Genomic DNA, 16082 nt, shown 5'->3' with positions numbered 1-16082 from the left:
GGCGATCAGGGACGAGCCGTTTTGTCGGGTGTGGCCGCGTGATTGCGCCCCTCCAGGGCCGGCGCCAGTGCCCTGGGTTGATGCAGCGCATTGGTGCGCGAGGCCCGCGCCGGCTCCTGTCCGCCTATCACGGCATCCGGATACTTGACGGCCAGGAAGGCTGTCACCACGCCTGCCACGACCACTGCGGCGGGCCCGGAAATCACCAGCCAGACATGGCCGTGCTTCCACCATGGAGTGGCTTGGGTGGGAATGGAATTCATGAGGGGCCTTTCATCGCGATTCATCGCGGAACAAGGAACACGGATTTTTCTTCGACGTGGGCACGCCCGCTTTCATCGCCGACACGGAACACGATGGCGTGCGAGCCGGCCGACGCCGAGCCGTAGGGAATCTGCAGCCGCACCGCGACCCAGCGGGATTCGGTGGGGCCCACGCTGACTTCAGCCTCAGAGGCGACCGTCAGGCTCTCCAGTCCGGCGGCCGCAATCGTGTAGCGCTGCGGCTGCTCGGTGGCGTTCATGATCTGCAGCCGGTAAACATTTTCCAGCCGCCCGCCCGCCACGATGCGCGAAAGCGCGGCACGGTCCCGCACGACGTCGACCTTCAATGGCATGCGCGCCACCAGGCTCCAGAGAAGTGTCAGGCACAGTACGCCGAGCAGCGCCGTATAGACCAGCACGCGCGGGCGCAGCACCTGCCGCAGCATGCGTGAAGCACCCCATTTTCCGGCGAGCGCGTTCTGGGTGGTGAAGCGGATCAGACCCCGCGTATAACCCATTTTGTCCATCACACCATCACACACATCCACGCATGCCGCGCAGCCTATGCACTCATACTGCAGGCCCTCGCGGATGTCTATGCCTGTCGGGCAAACCTGCACGCACAGGGTGCAATCGACACAGGCGCCCAGGGACAATGCCGCGGCGTCGGCATGGCGCGACCTGGCGCCGCGCGGTTCACCCCGCGCGGGGTCGTAACTCACAATCAACGTGTCTTTGTCAAACATCGCGCTCTGGAAGCGCGCATAGGGGCACATGTATTTGCACACCTGCTCACGCAGGAAGCCGGCATTGCCGTAAGTGGCGAAACCGTAGAACAAGACCCAGAAGATTTCCCAGCCGCCCATTTTGGTCTGCAAGAACTGCAGGATCAGCTCGCGGGCCGGCACGAAATAAGCGACAAAGGTAAAGCCGGTCCACATCGCCACACCTATCCAGAGGATGTGCTTGAACCACTTCTTGACCAGTTTTTCCAGCGAGAACGGGGCGCCGTCCAGCCGCAACCTGGCCGTGCGGTCGCCCTCCACCTTGCGCTCTATCCAGAGGAAGATTTCGGTGTACACCGTCTGCGGGCAGGCAAAGCCGCACCAAAGCCGGCCCGCAACCGCCGTGAACAGGAACAGCGACAAAGCGCTGGCGACCAGCAGGCCGGTCAGGTAGATGAAGTCCTGCGGGTACAGCACATAACCGAAGAGATAAAAGCGCCGCGCCTCCAGGTCGAACAGCACCGCCTGGCGCTGCCCCCACTGCAGCCACGGCAAGCCGTAGAAAAACAGCTGCGTCAAGATGACGAATGCCCAGCGCCAGCGCGCAAACAGCCCGCTCACGGAACGCGGGTAGATTTTCTTTTGCGCCTCGTACAGCGACTCCCCTGCCGGCTCTGCCGCTGGCACGATGGGAATGATTTTTCGCAAAGGCAGCTGGGTCACTGTCGCCTCAAAGTTTTGCCGCAGCGGCTTTGTTGGAGAGCCCCCAGATGTAAGCTGTCAACACATGGATCTGCGCTTCCGTGAGCTTGCCGGCCTGCGCAGGCATTTCGTTGGTTTTGCCTTTGTTCACAATGTCGACGATGGCCTGCTCTCCCCAGCCGTGCAGCCAGATGTCGTCGGCCAGGTTGGGCGCGCCTATCGCGGTATTGCCCTTGCCGTCCATGCCGTGGCAGGCCGCGCAGGCGGTGAATTTGGATTTGCCGAGCTGCGCGCGCAGTGAATCGTGGGGACCACCGGACAGGCTAAGGACGTAATTCGCCACGTTCTTGACATCATCCGCTGTACCGACAGCGGCTGCCATGGGCGGCATCTGGCCCTTGCGGCCCACGGTCAGGGTCTCCCTGATTTTTTCGGTTGAGCCGCCGTGCAGCCAGTCGGTGTCGGCGAGGTTGGGAAAGCCCTTGCTGCCGCGCGCGTCCGAGCCGTGGCACTGGGCGCAGTTGTTCATGAAGAGGCGCTCGCCCACCGCCATGGCATTGGCGTCGCCGGCGAGCTCGTCCGCGCTTTTGGCGGTGAAGCCGGCGTACAGCGGTGCAAGCTCCTTGTCTGCGTTGTCCATCGCGGTGTTGTATTCGCCACGCGTGCTCCAGCCCATTTCGCCCGGGTAAGCACCAAGGCCCGGGTAAGCGACCAGGTAGAGCAAGGAATAGATCACGCTGATCACGAACAGCCACATCCACCAGCGCGGCATCGGGTTGTTGGACTCGCGCAGGTCTTCATCCCAGACGTGGCCCGTCGTGTTGTCGCTGTTCTGGGGTATTTTTTTGCGGGCCGTCGCCCACAGCAGGACCAGGGCACCGAGGATGCCGATCAAGGTCAGCGCGGCCACATACCAGGACCAGAAGTTGTCTGTGAAATCGCTCATGGCTCACACCCGATGTGTTGTGCAGTGAATAAAAAACCGGTGAAGAGGTCTTGCATGGCGCTACCCCCTAGTCCTGCAGGAAGGGGATCTTTGCGTCCTCTTCAAACCGCGTGCGGTTACGGCTGGAATAGGCCCACACCAGCAGACCGACGAAGGTGGCAAAACACAGCAGGGTAGCGATGATGCGCAGCGTGTTGACGTCCATGTCGCTCTCCTTTACTTCAGGGCCTTGCCCATAACTTGCAGATAGGCCACCAGGGCATCCATTTCCGTCTTGCCCTTCACCACACCAGCGGCCTCGGCGATTTCGGCGTCGGTGTAAGGCACCCCCACCCTGCGCAGTGCTGTCATGCGGGGCGCCATGTCGGCGGGGTCGACGGGCTTCTTCTCCAGCCAGCTATAGGCCGGCATGTTGGATTCAGGGACCAGGTCGCGCGGATTGTTCAGGTGGATACGGTGCCATTCGTCGGTGTATTTGCCACCTACGCGGTGCAGGTCGGGACCCGTGCGCTTGCTGCCCCACTGGAAGGGATGGTCGTAGACAAATTCGCCGGCCACCGAGTAGTGCCCGTAGCGCAACGTCTCCGCGCGAAACGGTCGGATCATCTGCGAGTGGCAGTTGTAGCAACCCTCGCGCAGGTAGATGTCGCGGCCGGCCAGCTGCAACGCACCATAAGGCTTCACGCCTTCAAGCGGTGCGGTGGTCGACTTCTGGAAGAACAGCGGCACGATTTCCACCAGGCCGCCCACGGCGATCACCAGCAGGATCAGGATGATCATCAGGAAGTTGTTGGTTTCGATCTTCTCGTGCGAGAAGCCGGCCGCAGAGGGGGTTTCGTCTTTCATGGGATGTGCTTTCTTCTCTTGTTATGCGTGAGCCAGCGCCGGCACCGGCACCCGGACGGGGCGGCCCTTGGCCACCGTCATGCAGACGTTCCAGGCCATCAGTACCATGCCGCCAAGGTACAAAAGCCCGCCAAAGAAACGCACCACGTAGAAGGGATAGGTGGCCTTCACCGATTCGACGAAGGTGTAGGTCAGGGTTCCGTCGGCGTTGATGGCGCGCCACATCAGACCCTGCATCACGCCGGCGATCCACATGGCGGCGATGTAGAGCACGATGCCCACGGTGGCCGTCCAGAAATGCACCTCGATGGCGCGCACCGAATACATCTGCTTTTGCCCGAACAGGCGGGGAATCATGTAATACAGCGTGCCCATGGAAATCAGGCCCACCCAGCCCAGGGCACCCGAATGCACGTGGCCCACGGTCCAATCCGTGTAGTGCGACAGCGCATTGACGGTCTTGATGGACATCAGCGGGCCCTCGAAGGTGCTCATGCCATAGAACGACAACGACACGATCAAAAAGCGCAGGATGGGGTCTTCGCGCAGCTTGTGCCAGGCGCCCGACAGGGTCATCACGCCGTTGATCATCCCGCCCCAACTGGGCGCCAGCAGGATCAGCGAAAACACCATACCCACTGACTGCGTCCAGTCGGGCAAGGCCGTGTAGTGCAGGTGGTGCGGACCCGCCCACATATAGGTGAAGATCAGCGCCCAGAAGTGGACGATGGACAGGCGGTAGCTGTAGACCGGCCGCTCCGCCTGCTTGGGGATGAAGTAATACATCATGCCCAGGAAGCCCGCGGTGAGGAAGAAACCCACGGCGTTGTGGCCGTACCACCACTGCACCATCGCGTCCTGCACACCCGCATAAGCGGAATAGGATTTCATCCAGCCGGCCGGAATCTCCGCGCTGTTGACCACATGCAGCACCGCCACCGCAAGAATGAAGGCGCCGTAGAACCAGTTGGCCACGTAGATGTGCCGGACCTTGCGGATTCCCAGCGTGCCGAAAAAGACGATGGCATAGGACACCCAGACCAGGGTGATCAGGATGTCGATGGGCCATTCGAGTTCGGCGTACTCCTTGCCGGTGGTGTAACCCAGCGGCAGGCTGATCGCGGCGCCCAGGATGACCAGTTGCCAGCCCCAGAAGGTAAAGGCTGCCAGCCGCGGTGCAAACAGCGGCACGCTGCTGGTGCGCTGGACCACGTAGTAGCTGCTGCCGATCAATGCGCAGCCGCCGAAGGCGAAGATGACCGCATTGGTGTGCAGCGGCCTGAGCCGGCCGTAGCTCAGCCAGGGAATGCCGAAGTTCAGTTCAGGCCATGCCAGCTGCGCGGCGATGAAAAGGCCCACAGCCATGCCGACCACACCCCAGAGCACAGCTGCCAGTGAAAACTGGCGAACCACCTTGTCGTGATAGGCGATCCCTCGTGTCGTTTCTTCGTTCATGAAGCACCTTTTGTCTTGATGCTTCAAAGTGTCGATGCGGCACGGGTCGCGCCATTTGATGCAGGTCAATCAGTGTGCAGAATGCGCTCGGCTTCCTGCTCAAGCGCCTCGAACTGACCTCGCCATACCGCCCAGCCCAGTGCGCCGATGATCAGCAAGGCCAGCACGACTGAGAGTGGGATCAAGAGGAACAGGATATCCATCTAGTTCTCCGGCGGGGTGCGCGCCAGCCTGGCCGAGTTGGCCACCACCAGCAGCGAGCTGGCCGCCATGCCGAAGCCGGCCAGCCATGTGGGCATATAGCCAAAAACCGCCAGCGGTACGCAGGTCGCGTTGTAAACCGCTGCCCACAACAGGTTCTGGCGCACGACCGCCCGGGTGCGCCGCGCCTGCGCGACAAGGGCTGGCACCGTGAGCAGCCGGTTGCCGGTCATGATGAAATCCGACCTTGCCTGAGCCACCGGCACGGCCTGACCCATGGCCATGGACGCATCAGCCACGGCCAGTACCGGCCCGTCGTTCATGCCGTCACCCACCATCATGACGCGATGGCCCTCGCGCTGAAGGCGGCGCACATGTTCCAGTTTGACCTCAGGCGTACATTCGCCAAAGCACCACTCAATGCCTGCCCGGCGCGCCAGGTGGGCGACAGCCTGGCCCGTATCGCCCGAAAGCAGCTGCACGCGGACACCGAGCTTGAGCAACGCGTCCACGGCCTGGGCCGCGTCTGGCCGCATCGCTTCGTCAAGCTCGAAACCCGCGAGGTAGTGCTCGCCATCGGACAGATGGGCCTGCAACACCGGCACATCGCGGCCCGGCACAGGCACGCCGCAAAAAAAGGCCGCCCCCAGGTTGAGGTAATGCGGCTCACTGCCGTCCAACCGGGCCACCTTGCCGCGCAGGCCCCGTCCGGTAACCTCCTCCACTTCGCTGGCCACCCAGTCCGCTGCGGGAAAGCTGGCGGCGATGGCGCGCGAGACCGGATGCAGCGAGTGCCTGGCCAGCGCCCCCGCCCAGTCACACGCCTCGTCGCGGTTCACACCGGCAGGCGTATGGGCCATCACGACTTGCATGCGGTCTTCTGTCAACGTGCCGGTCTTGTCGAAGATCACGGTGTCGATGGCAGCGCAGCTTTCCAGCGCCTGCAATTTGCGCACCAGCACGCCGCGCCGGGCCAGTGCGCCCGCGCCGGCCAGCATGGCCGCCGGCGTGGCCAGCGACAAGGCGCAAGGGCAGGTCACGATGAGCACCGCGACCGCGACCGCCAGCGCATGCGCCTGACCAAAAGGCCACCACCACACGGCTGCGGCGGCGCTCGCCAGCAGCACGGCCACCAGGAAGGGACTGGCGACGCGGTCCACCAGTTGCACCAGGCCTGGCTTTTCGACTGAGGCCTGCTCCATCAGGGCCACGATTTCGGCGTACCGGGTTTCCGGCCCGACGCGCAGCACGCGCACCTGCAGCACACCCGTGAGGTTGTGGCTGCCGGCAATGACACCATCGCCCACCCGCCGCAGCAGGGGTTTGGATTCGCCGGTGAGCAGCGACTGGTCGACCCGGCTCTCACCGCCCTCAACGGCCCCATCAGCGGGGAAAGCCTGACCAGGCAGCACCCGAATCAAGTCGCCGGCGACAAGGCGGCGCACGGCCACCGCGCGGAAACTGCCATCGGCTTCCCGCCGCTCCACGCTGTCCGGAAGGCGCCGCATCAGCGCCTCCAGCGCACCGGCGGTGCGGTCGCGCAGGCGCTGCTCCAGCAGTCGGCCCGACAGCAGAAAAAAAACGAACATGGGCACCGAGTCGTACGAGGCATGGTCACCCCAGGGGCCCGCCGGGTCAAAGGTCGCGGCCGTGCTGGCACCGAAGGCGATCAGCACGCCCAGCGCCACCGGCACGTCCATGCCGATGCGCAGGTTGCGCACATCGCGCAGCGCCGCCGCAAAAAACGGCCAGCAGGAAAACAGCAGCACCGGCAGGGTCAGCACCCAGGAGGCCCAGCCCAGCAGCGCCTGGATGTCGGGCGTGATCTCGCCCGCCGGCGCCAGATAGGCCGGTGCCGCGTACATCATGACCTGCATCATGCAAAAACCCGCCACCAGCCAGCGCCACAACATCACCCGCTGAGCCTGCACCCTGCGGCCGGCCAGCAGCAGGTCGCCTGCCGGCAAGGCGCCGTAACCGGCCTGGTGCAATGCCGCAATCCAATAAGAAGGCTGCGTGGTCTGCGGATGCCACTGAAGCCGCGCCGTGGCAGTCACGCCGTTGACCTGGACCGTATCCACGCCGGGCAGCTTGCGCAAAACCTCCTCGACCGTGAGCGCACAGGCCGCGCAGTGCATGCCCTCCAGCGCCAGGTACGACTCCCACCAGCCCTCGCGCCCCGCGACCGGCCGGCTAAAGCCCTCCCATTCGGCCGACTCGTCGAGCACGGCCCATGCGGCGGCGGGCGGCAAGAGACCGGCGGAAGCCGGGGCGATGGCGGTTTGCATGACGCAAGGGTAGCCGGCACGGCATGCCGCGCCCTTGATATGGATCAAGCCTGGGCGGGTGCGGCGCCTCTCTGTACGTTATCGAACAGTCCGATAGGCGGATGTTTGCGATAACAGCAATGCAGGGTTTGCCGAAGTGGCATCGCCTTGATCCAGGACAAGCGGCGGACCTTCCGCAGCCGCCAGACTGGCACCTGCCGAGTGCAGCCTCCAGGCTGGCTTGCCGTTTGCCGCCGCCTGGGCAAAACCGGATAAAAAAAGACAACGATGAAAATTCCCCGCGCCGCTGAAGAAAGCCCGCAGCCCGAAACACCCTGCGACCCGTCGGTGCGCGAGATCGAGGACGTCGCCGCGAGCACGGGCGCGGACCTGCTGCGCGGCCTTTCTTCCGGCGAGGCGTCACGGCGGCTTGGCGCGCAAGGGCCCAATACCCTCAACGCCGCGCCGCCCGTGAGTGCGTGGCGGCGCATTCTCTCGCAGTTCCAGGACCCCCTGATCTATTTACTGCTAGCGGCCATTGCCATTTCGCTGCTCGCATGGGCCATGGACGGGCGGCAAGGCTGGCCGATTGACGCGCTGGTGATTGCCGTCGTCGTCCTGCTCAATGCCGCGCTGGGCTACGTTCAGCAGGCCAAGGCGCGCGGCGCGGTGGTGGCCCTGGCCAAACTCACGCAGGCGAGTTCTTCGCTGATGAGGGACGGCCGCGTGCAAAAAGTGGCGCTGGCGTCGCTGGTGCGGGGCGACCTGCTGGTCCTGAATGAGGGGGACGTGGTGGGCGCCGACGCGCGGCTGGCGGCCGCCACCGCCCTGCGTGTCCACGAGGCCTCGCTGACCGGGGAAAGCTTCGCCGTGCTGAAAAGCACCGCTTCGTTGCGGGCCCCGGCCGCGCTGGGCGACCGCGTGAACATGGTCTTCAGGGGCACGGCCATCACCCAGGGCACGGGCCGCGCGGTAGTCACGGCTACCGGCATGAACACCGAAATGGGCGCCATTGCCGCCATGCTCGAGGCGACGTCGCAAGCGCCTACCCCTTTGACGCGGGAAGTAAGCCGGCTGGGCCGGATGCTCGGCATCGCGGTGCTCATTATTGCCACCGTGGTGGTGGCCACCATCCTGATGCTGTCAGAACTGCGCACGGCCGGCGACGTCATCGCTGTGCTGCTTCTCGGCGTGGCGCTGGCGGTGGCGGCGGTTCCGGAAGGCCTGCCCGCCATCCTGTCGGTGGTGCTGGCCATGGGGGTGCAGCGCATGGCCAGGCACAAGGCGATCATCAAAAACCTGTCGTCCGTGGAAACACTGGGCTGCGCCTCCGTCATTTGCACGGACAAGACAGGCACACTGACGCGCGCGGAAATGACCCTGACGCGCATTGCAACGGCATCCGGCATGGTGGAGGTGACGGGCGTGGGCTATGTACCTGAGGGCCGCGTCGAGCAGGCCGGCGGCGAACTCGCCGCCGGGCCGCTGCGGGAAGAGGTGGCGTTTGCGCTGCTGGGCGGCAGCCTGGCGGGCAATGCCGGCCTGCGGCAGGACTCCGCCGGCATCTGGCGGATTCAGGGCGATGCCACGGAGGCGGCTTTCCTGGTCGCCGCGCGCAAGCTCGACCCTTCACTCCAGGCACGCGCCGGCCGCTATGACCGCATCAGGGAGATTCCGTTCACGTCGGACCGGAAAATGATGTCGGTGATTGAGCGTGACCATGACCAAGGTGGCGCCGCCATGCTCATCAGCAAAGGCGCGCCGGACGTGCTGATCGAGCGCTGCACCCATGTGAAGGTGGGCGCGGCAACCGTGATGATGGATGCCGCCCGCAAGGCCGCCCTGCTCCGCAACGTCGACACCCTCTCGGACGCGGCCTTGCGCACACTGGCCGTTGCCTTCCGTCCACTGCACGCCGGTGAAGACCCGGCATCCACATCACTGGAAGAAGACTTGGTCTACGTCGGCACGGCCGGCCTGATGGATCCGCCGCGCGAGGAAGCGGCCGTGGCGATACGCCAGGCCCAGCGTGCCGGCATCCGCGTCATCATGATCACGGGCGACCACCCGCGCACGGCGCTGCGCATTGCCGCGGACCTCGGAATCCGCGGCGCGCAATCGCCCGCGCTGACCGGCATTGAGATGGACAGTCTGGAGGATGCGGAATTTGCCGCCGCGGTTCGCCAGACGTCGGTGTATGCGCGTGTCGCGCCGGCGCACAAGCAGCGCATCGTGGATGCGCTGCAGGCCGACGGCCAGGTGGTGGCCATGACAGGCGACGGCGTGAACGATGCCCCCGCATTGAAGTCCGCGGACATCGGCATCGCGATGGGCCTGACCGGCACCGAAGTGACACGGCAGGCCGCCCGGATGATCCTGGCCGACGACAACTTCGCCACCATCGTGGAGGCGGTGCGCGAAGGGCGCGGCATTTTTGACAACATCCGGAAATTCCTGCGCTACCTGCTGTCCTCCAACATGGGGGAGGTGTTGACGGTGTTCCTGGGTGTGGTGGGTGCCGGCGTCATCGGGCTTCAAGCCCCCGGCGTTGCGGTGGTACTGCCCCTGCTGGCCACACAGATCCTCTGGCTCAACCTCATCACCGACTCCTGGCCGGCGCTGGCCATGGGCATAGACCCCGCGGTCGGCGACGTCATGGCGCGAAAGCCCCGCACCCGCGATGAGCGCGTGATCGATGGCCGCATGTGGTCGGGGATATTGCAGACCGGCGCCGTCATCGCGGTGGTGACGCTCCTGACCATGGACATGTTGTTGCCTGGCGGGCTGATCGAGGGCAACCAGGACCTGGCCGTCGCCCGCACCGCCGGCTTCACCGTGCTGGTGCTGGCGCACCTGTTCAATGCCTTCAACGCGCGCTCGGAATCCGCCTCCGCGTTTCGCGGCCTTTTCTCCAACCCATGGCTATGGGCCGCGCTGGGCTTGTCGTTGGGCCTGCAGATCGCGGTGGTCAACCTGGAGTTTCTGAACTACGCTTTCGGCACGGTGCCCCTTACGTTTGAACAATGGCTGCTGTGCGCCGCCATGGCCAGCACGGTCCTGTGGCACGCCGAATTGCGCAAACTGGCCAGCCGGGCATGGCGCAGACATGCGCAAACGCGAACCGCCGCGGCCGGCGGCCCGCAGTGAAGACTTCACCCTGACGACGCCGGAGAAACACCATGATGTCAAAACCCCACCCGGAAAACCGCTACGGTGCGCTCTCCATCGGCTTGCACTGGTTCATGCTTGTCTTGCTGGCGGCGGTCTACCTCTGCATGGAGCTCAGTGACGCCTTTCCCAAGGGCAGCGACATGCGCAACGGGCTGAGGGCCTGGCACTACATGCTGGGCCTGTCCGTCTTTGTGCTGGCCTGGCTTCGCCTGGCGGTCAATCTCCGGCATCGCGCCCCACCCGTAGCCCCGGCACCGCCGCTGTGGCAAAGCCGCCTGGCCTGGCTGGTGCAGGCGGGGCTTTATCTGCTCATGATAGGGATGCCCCTGGCGGGATGGCTGATACTCAGCGCCCGTGGTCAGCCCATTCCTTTTTTTGGGCTGCAACTGCCCGCGCTGATGGCCGAGAGCAAAGATGCGGCGGGCTGGATCAAGGAAGTCCACGAAGCGGGAGCGACAGCGGGGTATTTCCTGGTGGGCTTGCATGCATTGGCGGCCTTGTATCACCACTACCGGCTGCGTGACAACACGCTGGCTCGCATGCTTCCCGGCCGCCGCTGATTCAAACTACCCCCTAAACGAAGGATGAGTGCATGAGACATATTGAATGGCACAGGACTTCACGCATCGGATGGCTTCGCGCTGCCGTTCTGGGTGCCAATGACGGCATCGTATCGACCGCCAGCCTGATAGTGGGAGTGGCCGCCGCCAGCGCCACACACGGCAATGTGCTGATGACGGGCGTGGCAGCCCTGGTGGCCGGCGCGATGTCGATGGCCGCGGGCGAATACGTGTCGGTGCACTCGCAGTCCGATACCGAGAAGGCCGACCTGGCCCGGGAGCGGGCCGAACTTGAAAAAGACCCCGTGGCCGAACACCGCGAACTGACCGCCATCTACATCGCGCGCGGGCTGGACGATGCGCTTGCGCGGCAGGTTGCGGAGCAGCTCATGGCTCATGACGCCCTGGGTTCACACGCGCGCGACGAGTTGGGAATTCACGACAGCATGGCCGCCCGGCCCATACAGGCCGCGCTCGCGTCGGCGGCCAGCTTTGCATGTGGCGCCCTTTTGCCGTTGGTCGTTACCGCGATGGCGCCCGGCGCCACACTGATCTGGTGGGTGTCGGGAACCTCCCTGGCATTTTTGGCCTTTCTGGGCGCGATGGCCGCCCACGCGGGCGGCGCGGGGATCCTGCCCGGCGCATGGCGCGTGACTTTCTGGGGTGCGCTGGCCATGGGCATTACCGCGGGTGTGGGCGCGCTGTTTGGGGCCGTGGTCTAAGTCTGCTGGCGAACAGACGGCACCCGATACTGCGCGCACAGTCACCCCATGCCATCACCCTCCACCAAAGCATTTCCCGGCCGGTATCTTGTGCTGGCCGCCATCGGGTTCGCCGGCCTGTCGGCGCATGGCCAGACGATGCCCGTACAAACCCGCGGGGAGTTGTTGTACACGACGCACTGCATTGCTTGCCACACCTCGGAGATGCACTGGCGCAACAACCGGCGCGCCCATGACTGGGAGAGCCTGAAAGTGCAGGTTCGCCTCTGGCAAGGCAACACCGGGCTGCAATGGGACGAGGCGGATATCGTGGAAGTGGCAGGCTACCTGAATGACACGATTTACCGGTATCCGCGCACCGCTCCCGTCGGACTCGTCTTGCCCGGGCCGCCGCAGAGGATTTCCGCCGCGCCCTGAAGCTGCTTCGGATAGCTTCCCGGCCGATGCGGTTTTGCGCACATCGAAAGATCTCACCGGAAGCGCCACAGTGGAGGGCCGACGTCATCTGCCGCGCCCTTGACATGAATCAAGACCGGGCCGCCGCGGCGCTCCTAGACTGCAAACGAATCAACACAGGAGAACCCACCATGTACAAGCGCATTCTTGTTGCCACCGACGGTTCGACGCTTTCCAGAAAAGCGGTCAAGGACGCCATCGCCCTTGCCGTGTCTTTGGATGCCGGACTCGTGGCGCTCAACGTCGTGCCGCGCTATCCCATGAGCTACTTTGAGGGCGGCGCCACAATTTCGCCGCAGGAAGTCGGGCGCATTGAAAAGGAATGGACCGGCAAGGGTCAGGCCATTGCCGACGCGGCGCAAAAGGCCGCCGAGGCTGCGGGCGTCCAGGCCAAATCCGTGATCGCCAAGTCCGACCTCGTAGCCACCGCCATCCTGGCCGCAGCCAAAAAGAACAAGTGCGACCTCATCGTCATGGCCTCGCACGGCCGCAAGGGCCTCTCTCGCATCCTGCTCGGAAGCGAGACCCAGCAGGTGCTCACGCACAGCAGCATCCCCGTCCTTGTCCTGCGCTGAGCGCGCGCCGTCTCATTTTTTTCCATTTTCCGGAGACAACCATGAAAGTCCTTCTGGCCGTTGACGGCAGCAAGTTCACAAAAAAAGCCCTCGCCTTTCTGGTCACGCACGAAACCCTGATGGGGCCCGACGCGGAGTTGATCGTGCTCAATGTACAGATCGCTGTTCCTCCACGCGTCAAGTCCATGGTGGGCGCCGCCACGGTACATGCCTACCACCGCGACGAAGCCCAGAAAGTGCTGGAGCCTATAGAACGCTTTCTCAAACGCCATGACATCACTTTCCGGGCCTCCTGGGTCGCCGGCACACCGGCCACACAAATCGCGCAGGCGGTGAAACGTGAAAAGGTACACATGCTGGTCATGGGCACCCATGGCCATGGTTTGCTGGGCCGCGCCCTGCTCGGCAGCGTTGCCCAGCGGGTAGTGGCGGACGTTGACGTGCCGGTGCTGCTGGTCAAGTAGCCGATCATCTTTTACGGAAGGCCTGCCATGAACACACTGTCAAATACCCGCTCCCCCGTGTCGCCGCCGCGGGCTATTCCCACCACACGCCAGGCGCAGGGCGGTTTGGGCCTGGGGCTGCTGGTCGCGCTGGTGACGGGCTCCATCATCGGCAGCGGCATTTTCGGCCTGCCGCAAAACATGGCGGCGGGCGCCGGCGCGGGTGCCATCCTGATCGGCTGGCTGGTCACGGGCGTGGGCATGCTGGTGCTGGCGCGCGTCTACCAGATGCTGGCCCTGCGCAAGCCCGAACTGGACAACGGCGTCTATGCCTATGCCCGCGCGCTGTCAGGCGAGTACATCGGCTTTAACTCCGCCTGGGGGTACTGGATCAGCGCCTGGATCGGCAACGTCGGCTACCTGGTGGCCGCCTTCGGTGCGCTCGGTTATTTCTTTCCAGCTTTCGGCGAAGGCAACACGCCCGCGGCCGTGGCCGGAGCGTCGATAGTCCTGTGGATCGTGCACGCGCTGGTGCTGCGCGGCATCAACACCGCTGCCTGGGTCAATGCGATTGTCACAGTCGCCAAAGTCATTCCGTTGCTGCTGTTCATTGTGCTGGCCGCCGCCGCTTTCCAGGCGCCCACCTTCAGCCTGGACTTCTGGGGCAGCGCCAAACTCGGCTCCGTACTTGACCAGGTCAAGAGCACCATGCTGGTGACGGTGTGGGTGTTCATCGGCATCGAAGGCGCCAGTGTCTATTCGGCGCGCGCGCGGCAGCGCAAGGACGTCGGCAAGGCCACGGTGATTGGTTTTCTGATCTGCCTGGCACTGTTGATGGCCGTCTCGTTGCTGTCCCTGGGCATCTTCACGCAGCCCGAACTTGCCGGATTGAAGAATCCCTCCATGGCCAGCGTGCTTGAGAAAGCCGTGGGCACCTGGGGCGCTGTGCTGATTTATGTCGGCCTCATCGTTTCCGTCGGCGGTGGCTTCCTGGCCTGGACATTGCTCGCTGCGGAGTCGCTTTTCACACCGGCCAACAGCGGCGTGATGCCCGAATGGCTGGGCCGCCAAAGCAGCAAGGGCGTGCCGGCCAATGCCCTGTGGCTGAGCAGCGCCATGGTTCAGATCTTCCTCATCGTCACGCTGGTCTCCAAGGCTTCCTACCTGGCCCTGATCTCGCTGTCGACCGCGATGATTTTGCTGCCCTACCTGTTCAGCGCGCTTTACGGCCTGAAGGTGCTGCTGCGCGGTGAGGGCCCAACGAGGGAAGGCACCGCCGGCGGGTCGCTGGACCTGCCGGTGGCCGCGCTCGCGTCGGTGTACTGCCTGTGGCTGCTGTATGCCGCCGGCGCCAAATACCTCCTGCTGAGCGCTCTGCTCTACGCCCCCGGCGCGGCCCTGTATTTCATCGCCAAACGGCAGGGCAACAAACAGCCCTTTACCGCTGGCGAGAAAGCCATGCTCGCAGCCGTGCTCGCGCTCGCAGCGGTGGCCGGCTGGATGCTCGCCACCGGTCAGTTGAGCCTGTGATGGCCGGCGTTCATTCAGAGACGGGCCGGCTGCGCAAGGTACTGGTCTGCAGGCCGGGCCTGGCGCATATGCGCCTGACGCCCGCGAACTGCCAAAGCATGCTGTTCGACGATGTGATGTGGGTCGCGCAGGCAAAAAACGACCATTACGCGTTCACCAGCGCCATGACGGAGCAAGGCGTGGAAGTGCTGGAATTGCACGACCTTCTCGCAGTCACAGTCAGCGACCCAGCGGTGCGCGACTGGCTGCTGGACCGCAAGCTGACCGGCATCGACCTGGAAGCCGCCGCCGTGCTGCGACCCTGGCTGCAAGAACTGCCGCCGGCCCGCCTGGCCGAGTTCCTGATTGGCGGGCTGACGCCGGTGGACCTGCCCTTCAAGTTGCCGGGTCTTACGGCCGCGTGCGCGAGCGCCTCCGACCTGTTATTGCCCGCCCTTCCCAATACCCTCTTCACGCGCGACAGCAGTTGCTGGATAGGCGACGGTGTGGTGCTGGGCGCCATGTACTGGCCCGCACGCCGGCAGGAAACCCTGCTCATGGCGGCCGTCTACCGTTTTCACCCTGCGTTTGCCGGCAAGGTCGCCGAGTGGTGGGGTGATCCGGGCCAGCCGCACGCGCAGGCCTCGCTCGAAGGCGGCGATATCATGCCTCTGGGCCAGGGCCTGGTGCTGATCGGCATGGGCGAGCGGACCTCGCCGCAGGCCGTGAGCCAGCTGGCGCGCAGCCTGTTTGCCCGCGGCGCCGCGACCCGGGTGCTGGCCGCCCAGCTGCCCAAGTCGCGCGGGGCCATGCACCTGGACACGGTGCTGACTTTTTGCGACCGCGACCTGGTGACGGTGTTTCCCGAGATCGTGCAGGCCATACGCGTGTTCAGCCTCAGACCCGGCAACGAAGCCGGCGCGCTGGATGTCAGGGCAGAAACCGGCCCCTTTCTTGACGTGCTCGCCCAGGCGCTGGGTATTGCAAAGCTGCGCGTTGTCGCCACCGGCGGCAATGCCTATGAAGCCGAGCGCGAACAGTGGGACGACGGCAACAACGTGCTGGCACTGTCGCCCGGCGTTGTCATGGCCTACAACCGCAACACCCACACCAACACCCTTCTGCGCAAGGCCGGTGTCGAGGTCATCACAATCCCCAGCGGGGAGCTGGGCCGGGGCCGCGGCGGCAGCCACTGCATGTCCTGTCCGATTGAGCGTGACGCTGCCTGACCCGCCATTGAG

General features: G+C 64.7%; 16 protein-coding genes. 8 read left to right on the top strand and 8 right to left on the bottom strand.

Features of this window, described 5'->3' with window-relative positions; genetic code table 11:
• Positions 1-5: 5 nt before the first annotated feature.
• From AC1DU8_RS00695 to AC1DU8_RS00660, 8 genes are all read right to left on the bottom strand, one after another.
• Positions 6-263: a nitrogen fixation protein FixH gene (locus AC1DU8_RS00695; protein ID WP_477666420.1), complete on the bottom strand. Its 258-nt coding sequence runs from the start codon at positions 261-263 to the stop codon at positions 6-8.
• A 20-nt stretch (positions 264-283) separates the two neighbouring features.
• Positions 284-1711, bottom strand: coding sequence for a cytochrome c oxidase accessory protein CcoG (ccoG, locus tag AC1DU8_RS00690; RefSeq protein WP_477666419.1), 1428 nt, complete (start codon positions 1709-1711; stop codon positions 284-286).
• 7 nt (positions 1712-1718) lie between these two features.
• Positions 1719-2636, bottom strand: a complete 918-nt coding sequence (gene ccoP / locus AC1DU8_RS00685; protein ID WP_457281524.1) for a cytochrome-c oxidase, cbb3-type subunit III — start codon at positions 2634-2636, stop codon at positions 1719-1721.
• Positions 2637-2703: 67 nt separating this feature from the next.
• Entirely contained in the window at positions 2704-2841 is a 138-nt protein-coding gene (locus tag AC1DU8_RS00680) for a cbb3-type cytochrome oxidase subunit 3 (protein WP_457281525.1), read from the bottom strand.
• A gap of 11 nt (positions 2842-2852) precedes the next feature.
• Entirely contained in the window at positions 2853-3482 is a 630-nt protein-coding gene (gene ccoO / locus AC1DU8_RS00675) for a cytochrome-c oxidase, cbb3-type subunit II (RefSeq protein ID WP_457281526.1), read from the bottom strand.
• 21 nt (positions 3483-3503) lie between these two features.
• On the bottom strand, positions 3504-4937 hold the full coding sequence (ccoN, locus tag AC1DU8_RS00670) for a cytochrome-c oxidase, cbb3-type subunit I (RefSeq protein ID WP_457281527.1): 1434 nt from the start codon (positions 4935-4937) through the stop codon (positions 3504-3506).
• 65 nt (positions 4938-5002) lie between these two features.
• On the bottom strand, positions 5003-5140 hold the full coding sequence (gene ccoS / locus AC1DU8_RS00665; RefSeq protein ID WP_431095040.1) for a cbb3-type cytochrome oxidase assembly protein CcoS: 138 nt from the start codon (positions 5138-5140) through the stop codon (positions 5003-5005).
• Complete coding sequence (locus tag AC1DU8_RS00660) at positions 5141-7426, bottom strand: heavy metal translocating P-type ATPase (RefSeq protein WP_477726345.1); 2286 nt, start codon at positions 7424-7426, stop codon at positions 5141-5143.
• Between the two features lie 267 nt (positions 7427-7693).
• Between AC1DU8_RS00660 and AC1DU8_RS00655 the strand changes: the two genes are divergently transcribed.
• The 8 genes from AC1DU8_RS00655 (at position 7694) to AC1DU8_RS00620 (ending at position 16070) form a co-directional block, all read left to right on the top strand.
• On the top strand, positions 7694-10552 hold the full coding sequence (locus AC1DU8_RS00655; RefSeq protein WP_477701529.1) for a cation-translocating P-type ATPase: 2859 nt from the start codon (positions 7694-7696) through the stop codon (positions 10550-10552).
• Between the two features lie 35 nt (positions 10553-10587).
• Entirely contained in the window at positions 10588-11136 is a 549-nt protein-coding gene (locus AC1DU8_RS00650; protein ID WP_457281659.1) for a cytochrome b, read from the top strand.
• Between the two features lie 32 nt (positions 11137-11168).
• Positions 11169-11858, top strand: a complete 690-nt coding sequence (locus AC1DU8_RS00645) for a VIT1/CCC1 transporter family protein (RefSeq protein WP_477689503.1) — start codon at positions 11169-11171, stop codon at positions 11856-11858.
• Between the two features lie 48 nt (positions 11859-11906).
• Positions 11907-12275 (top strand): cytochrome C, encoded by a 369-nt coding sequence (locus AC1DU8_RS00640; protein ID WP_457281531.1) that lies wholly within the window; start codon positions 11907-11909, stop codon positions 12273-12275.
• Between the two features lie 170 nt (positions 12276-12445).
• On the top strand, positions 12446-12889 hold the full coding sequence (locus AC1DU8_RS00635; protein WP_477687014.1) for a universal stress protein: 444 nt from the start codon (positions 12446-12448) through the stop codon (positions 12887-12889).
• A gap of 41 nt (positions 12890-12930) precedes the next feature.
• Positions 12931-13353 carry a universal stress protein gene (locus tag AC1DU8_RS00630; RefSeq protein ID WP_457281533.1) on the top strand — a complete coding sequence of 141 codons (423 nt, stop codon included), beginning with the start codon at positions 12931-12933 and terminating at the stop codon, positions 13351-13353.
• Positions 13354-13380: 27 nt separating this feature from the next.
• On the top strand, positions 13381-14862 hold the full coding sequence (gene arcD / locus AC1DU8_RS00625) for an arginine-ornithine antiporter (RefSeq protein WP_477726344.1): 1482 nt from the start codon (positions 13381-13383) through the stop codon (positions 14860-14862).
• Positions 14862-16070: an arginine deiminase gene (locus AC1DU8_RS00620; protein WP_477666413.1), complete on the top strand. Its 1209-nt coding sequence runs from the start codon at positions 14862-14864 to the stop codon at positions 16068-16070. The genes arcD and AC1DU8_RS00620 overlap by 1 nt, the downstream gene beginning before the upstream one ends.
• Positions 16071-16082 lie beyond the last annotated feature (12 nt).

The organism is Polaromonas sp. P3_A5, assembly GCF_056403055.1.
This window is presented reverse-complemented; position numbering and strand designations above follow the sequence as displayed.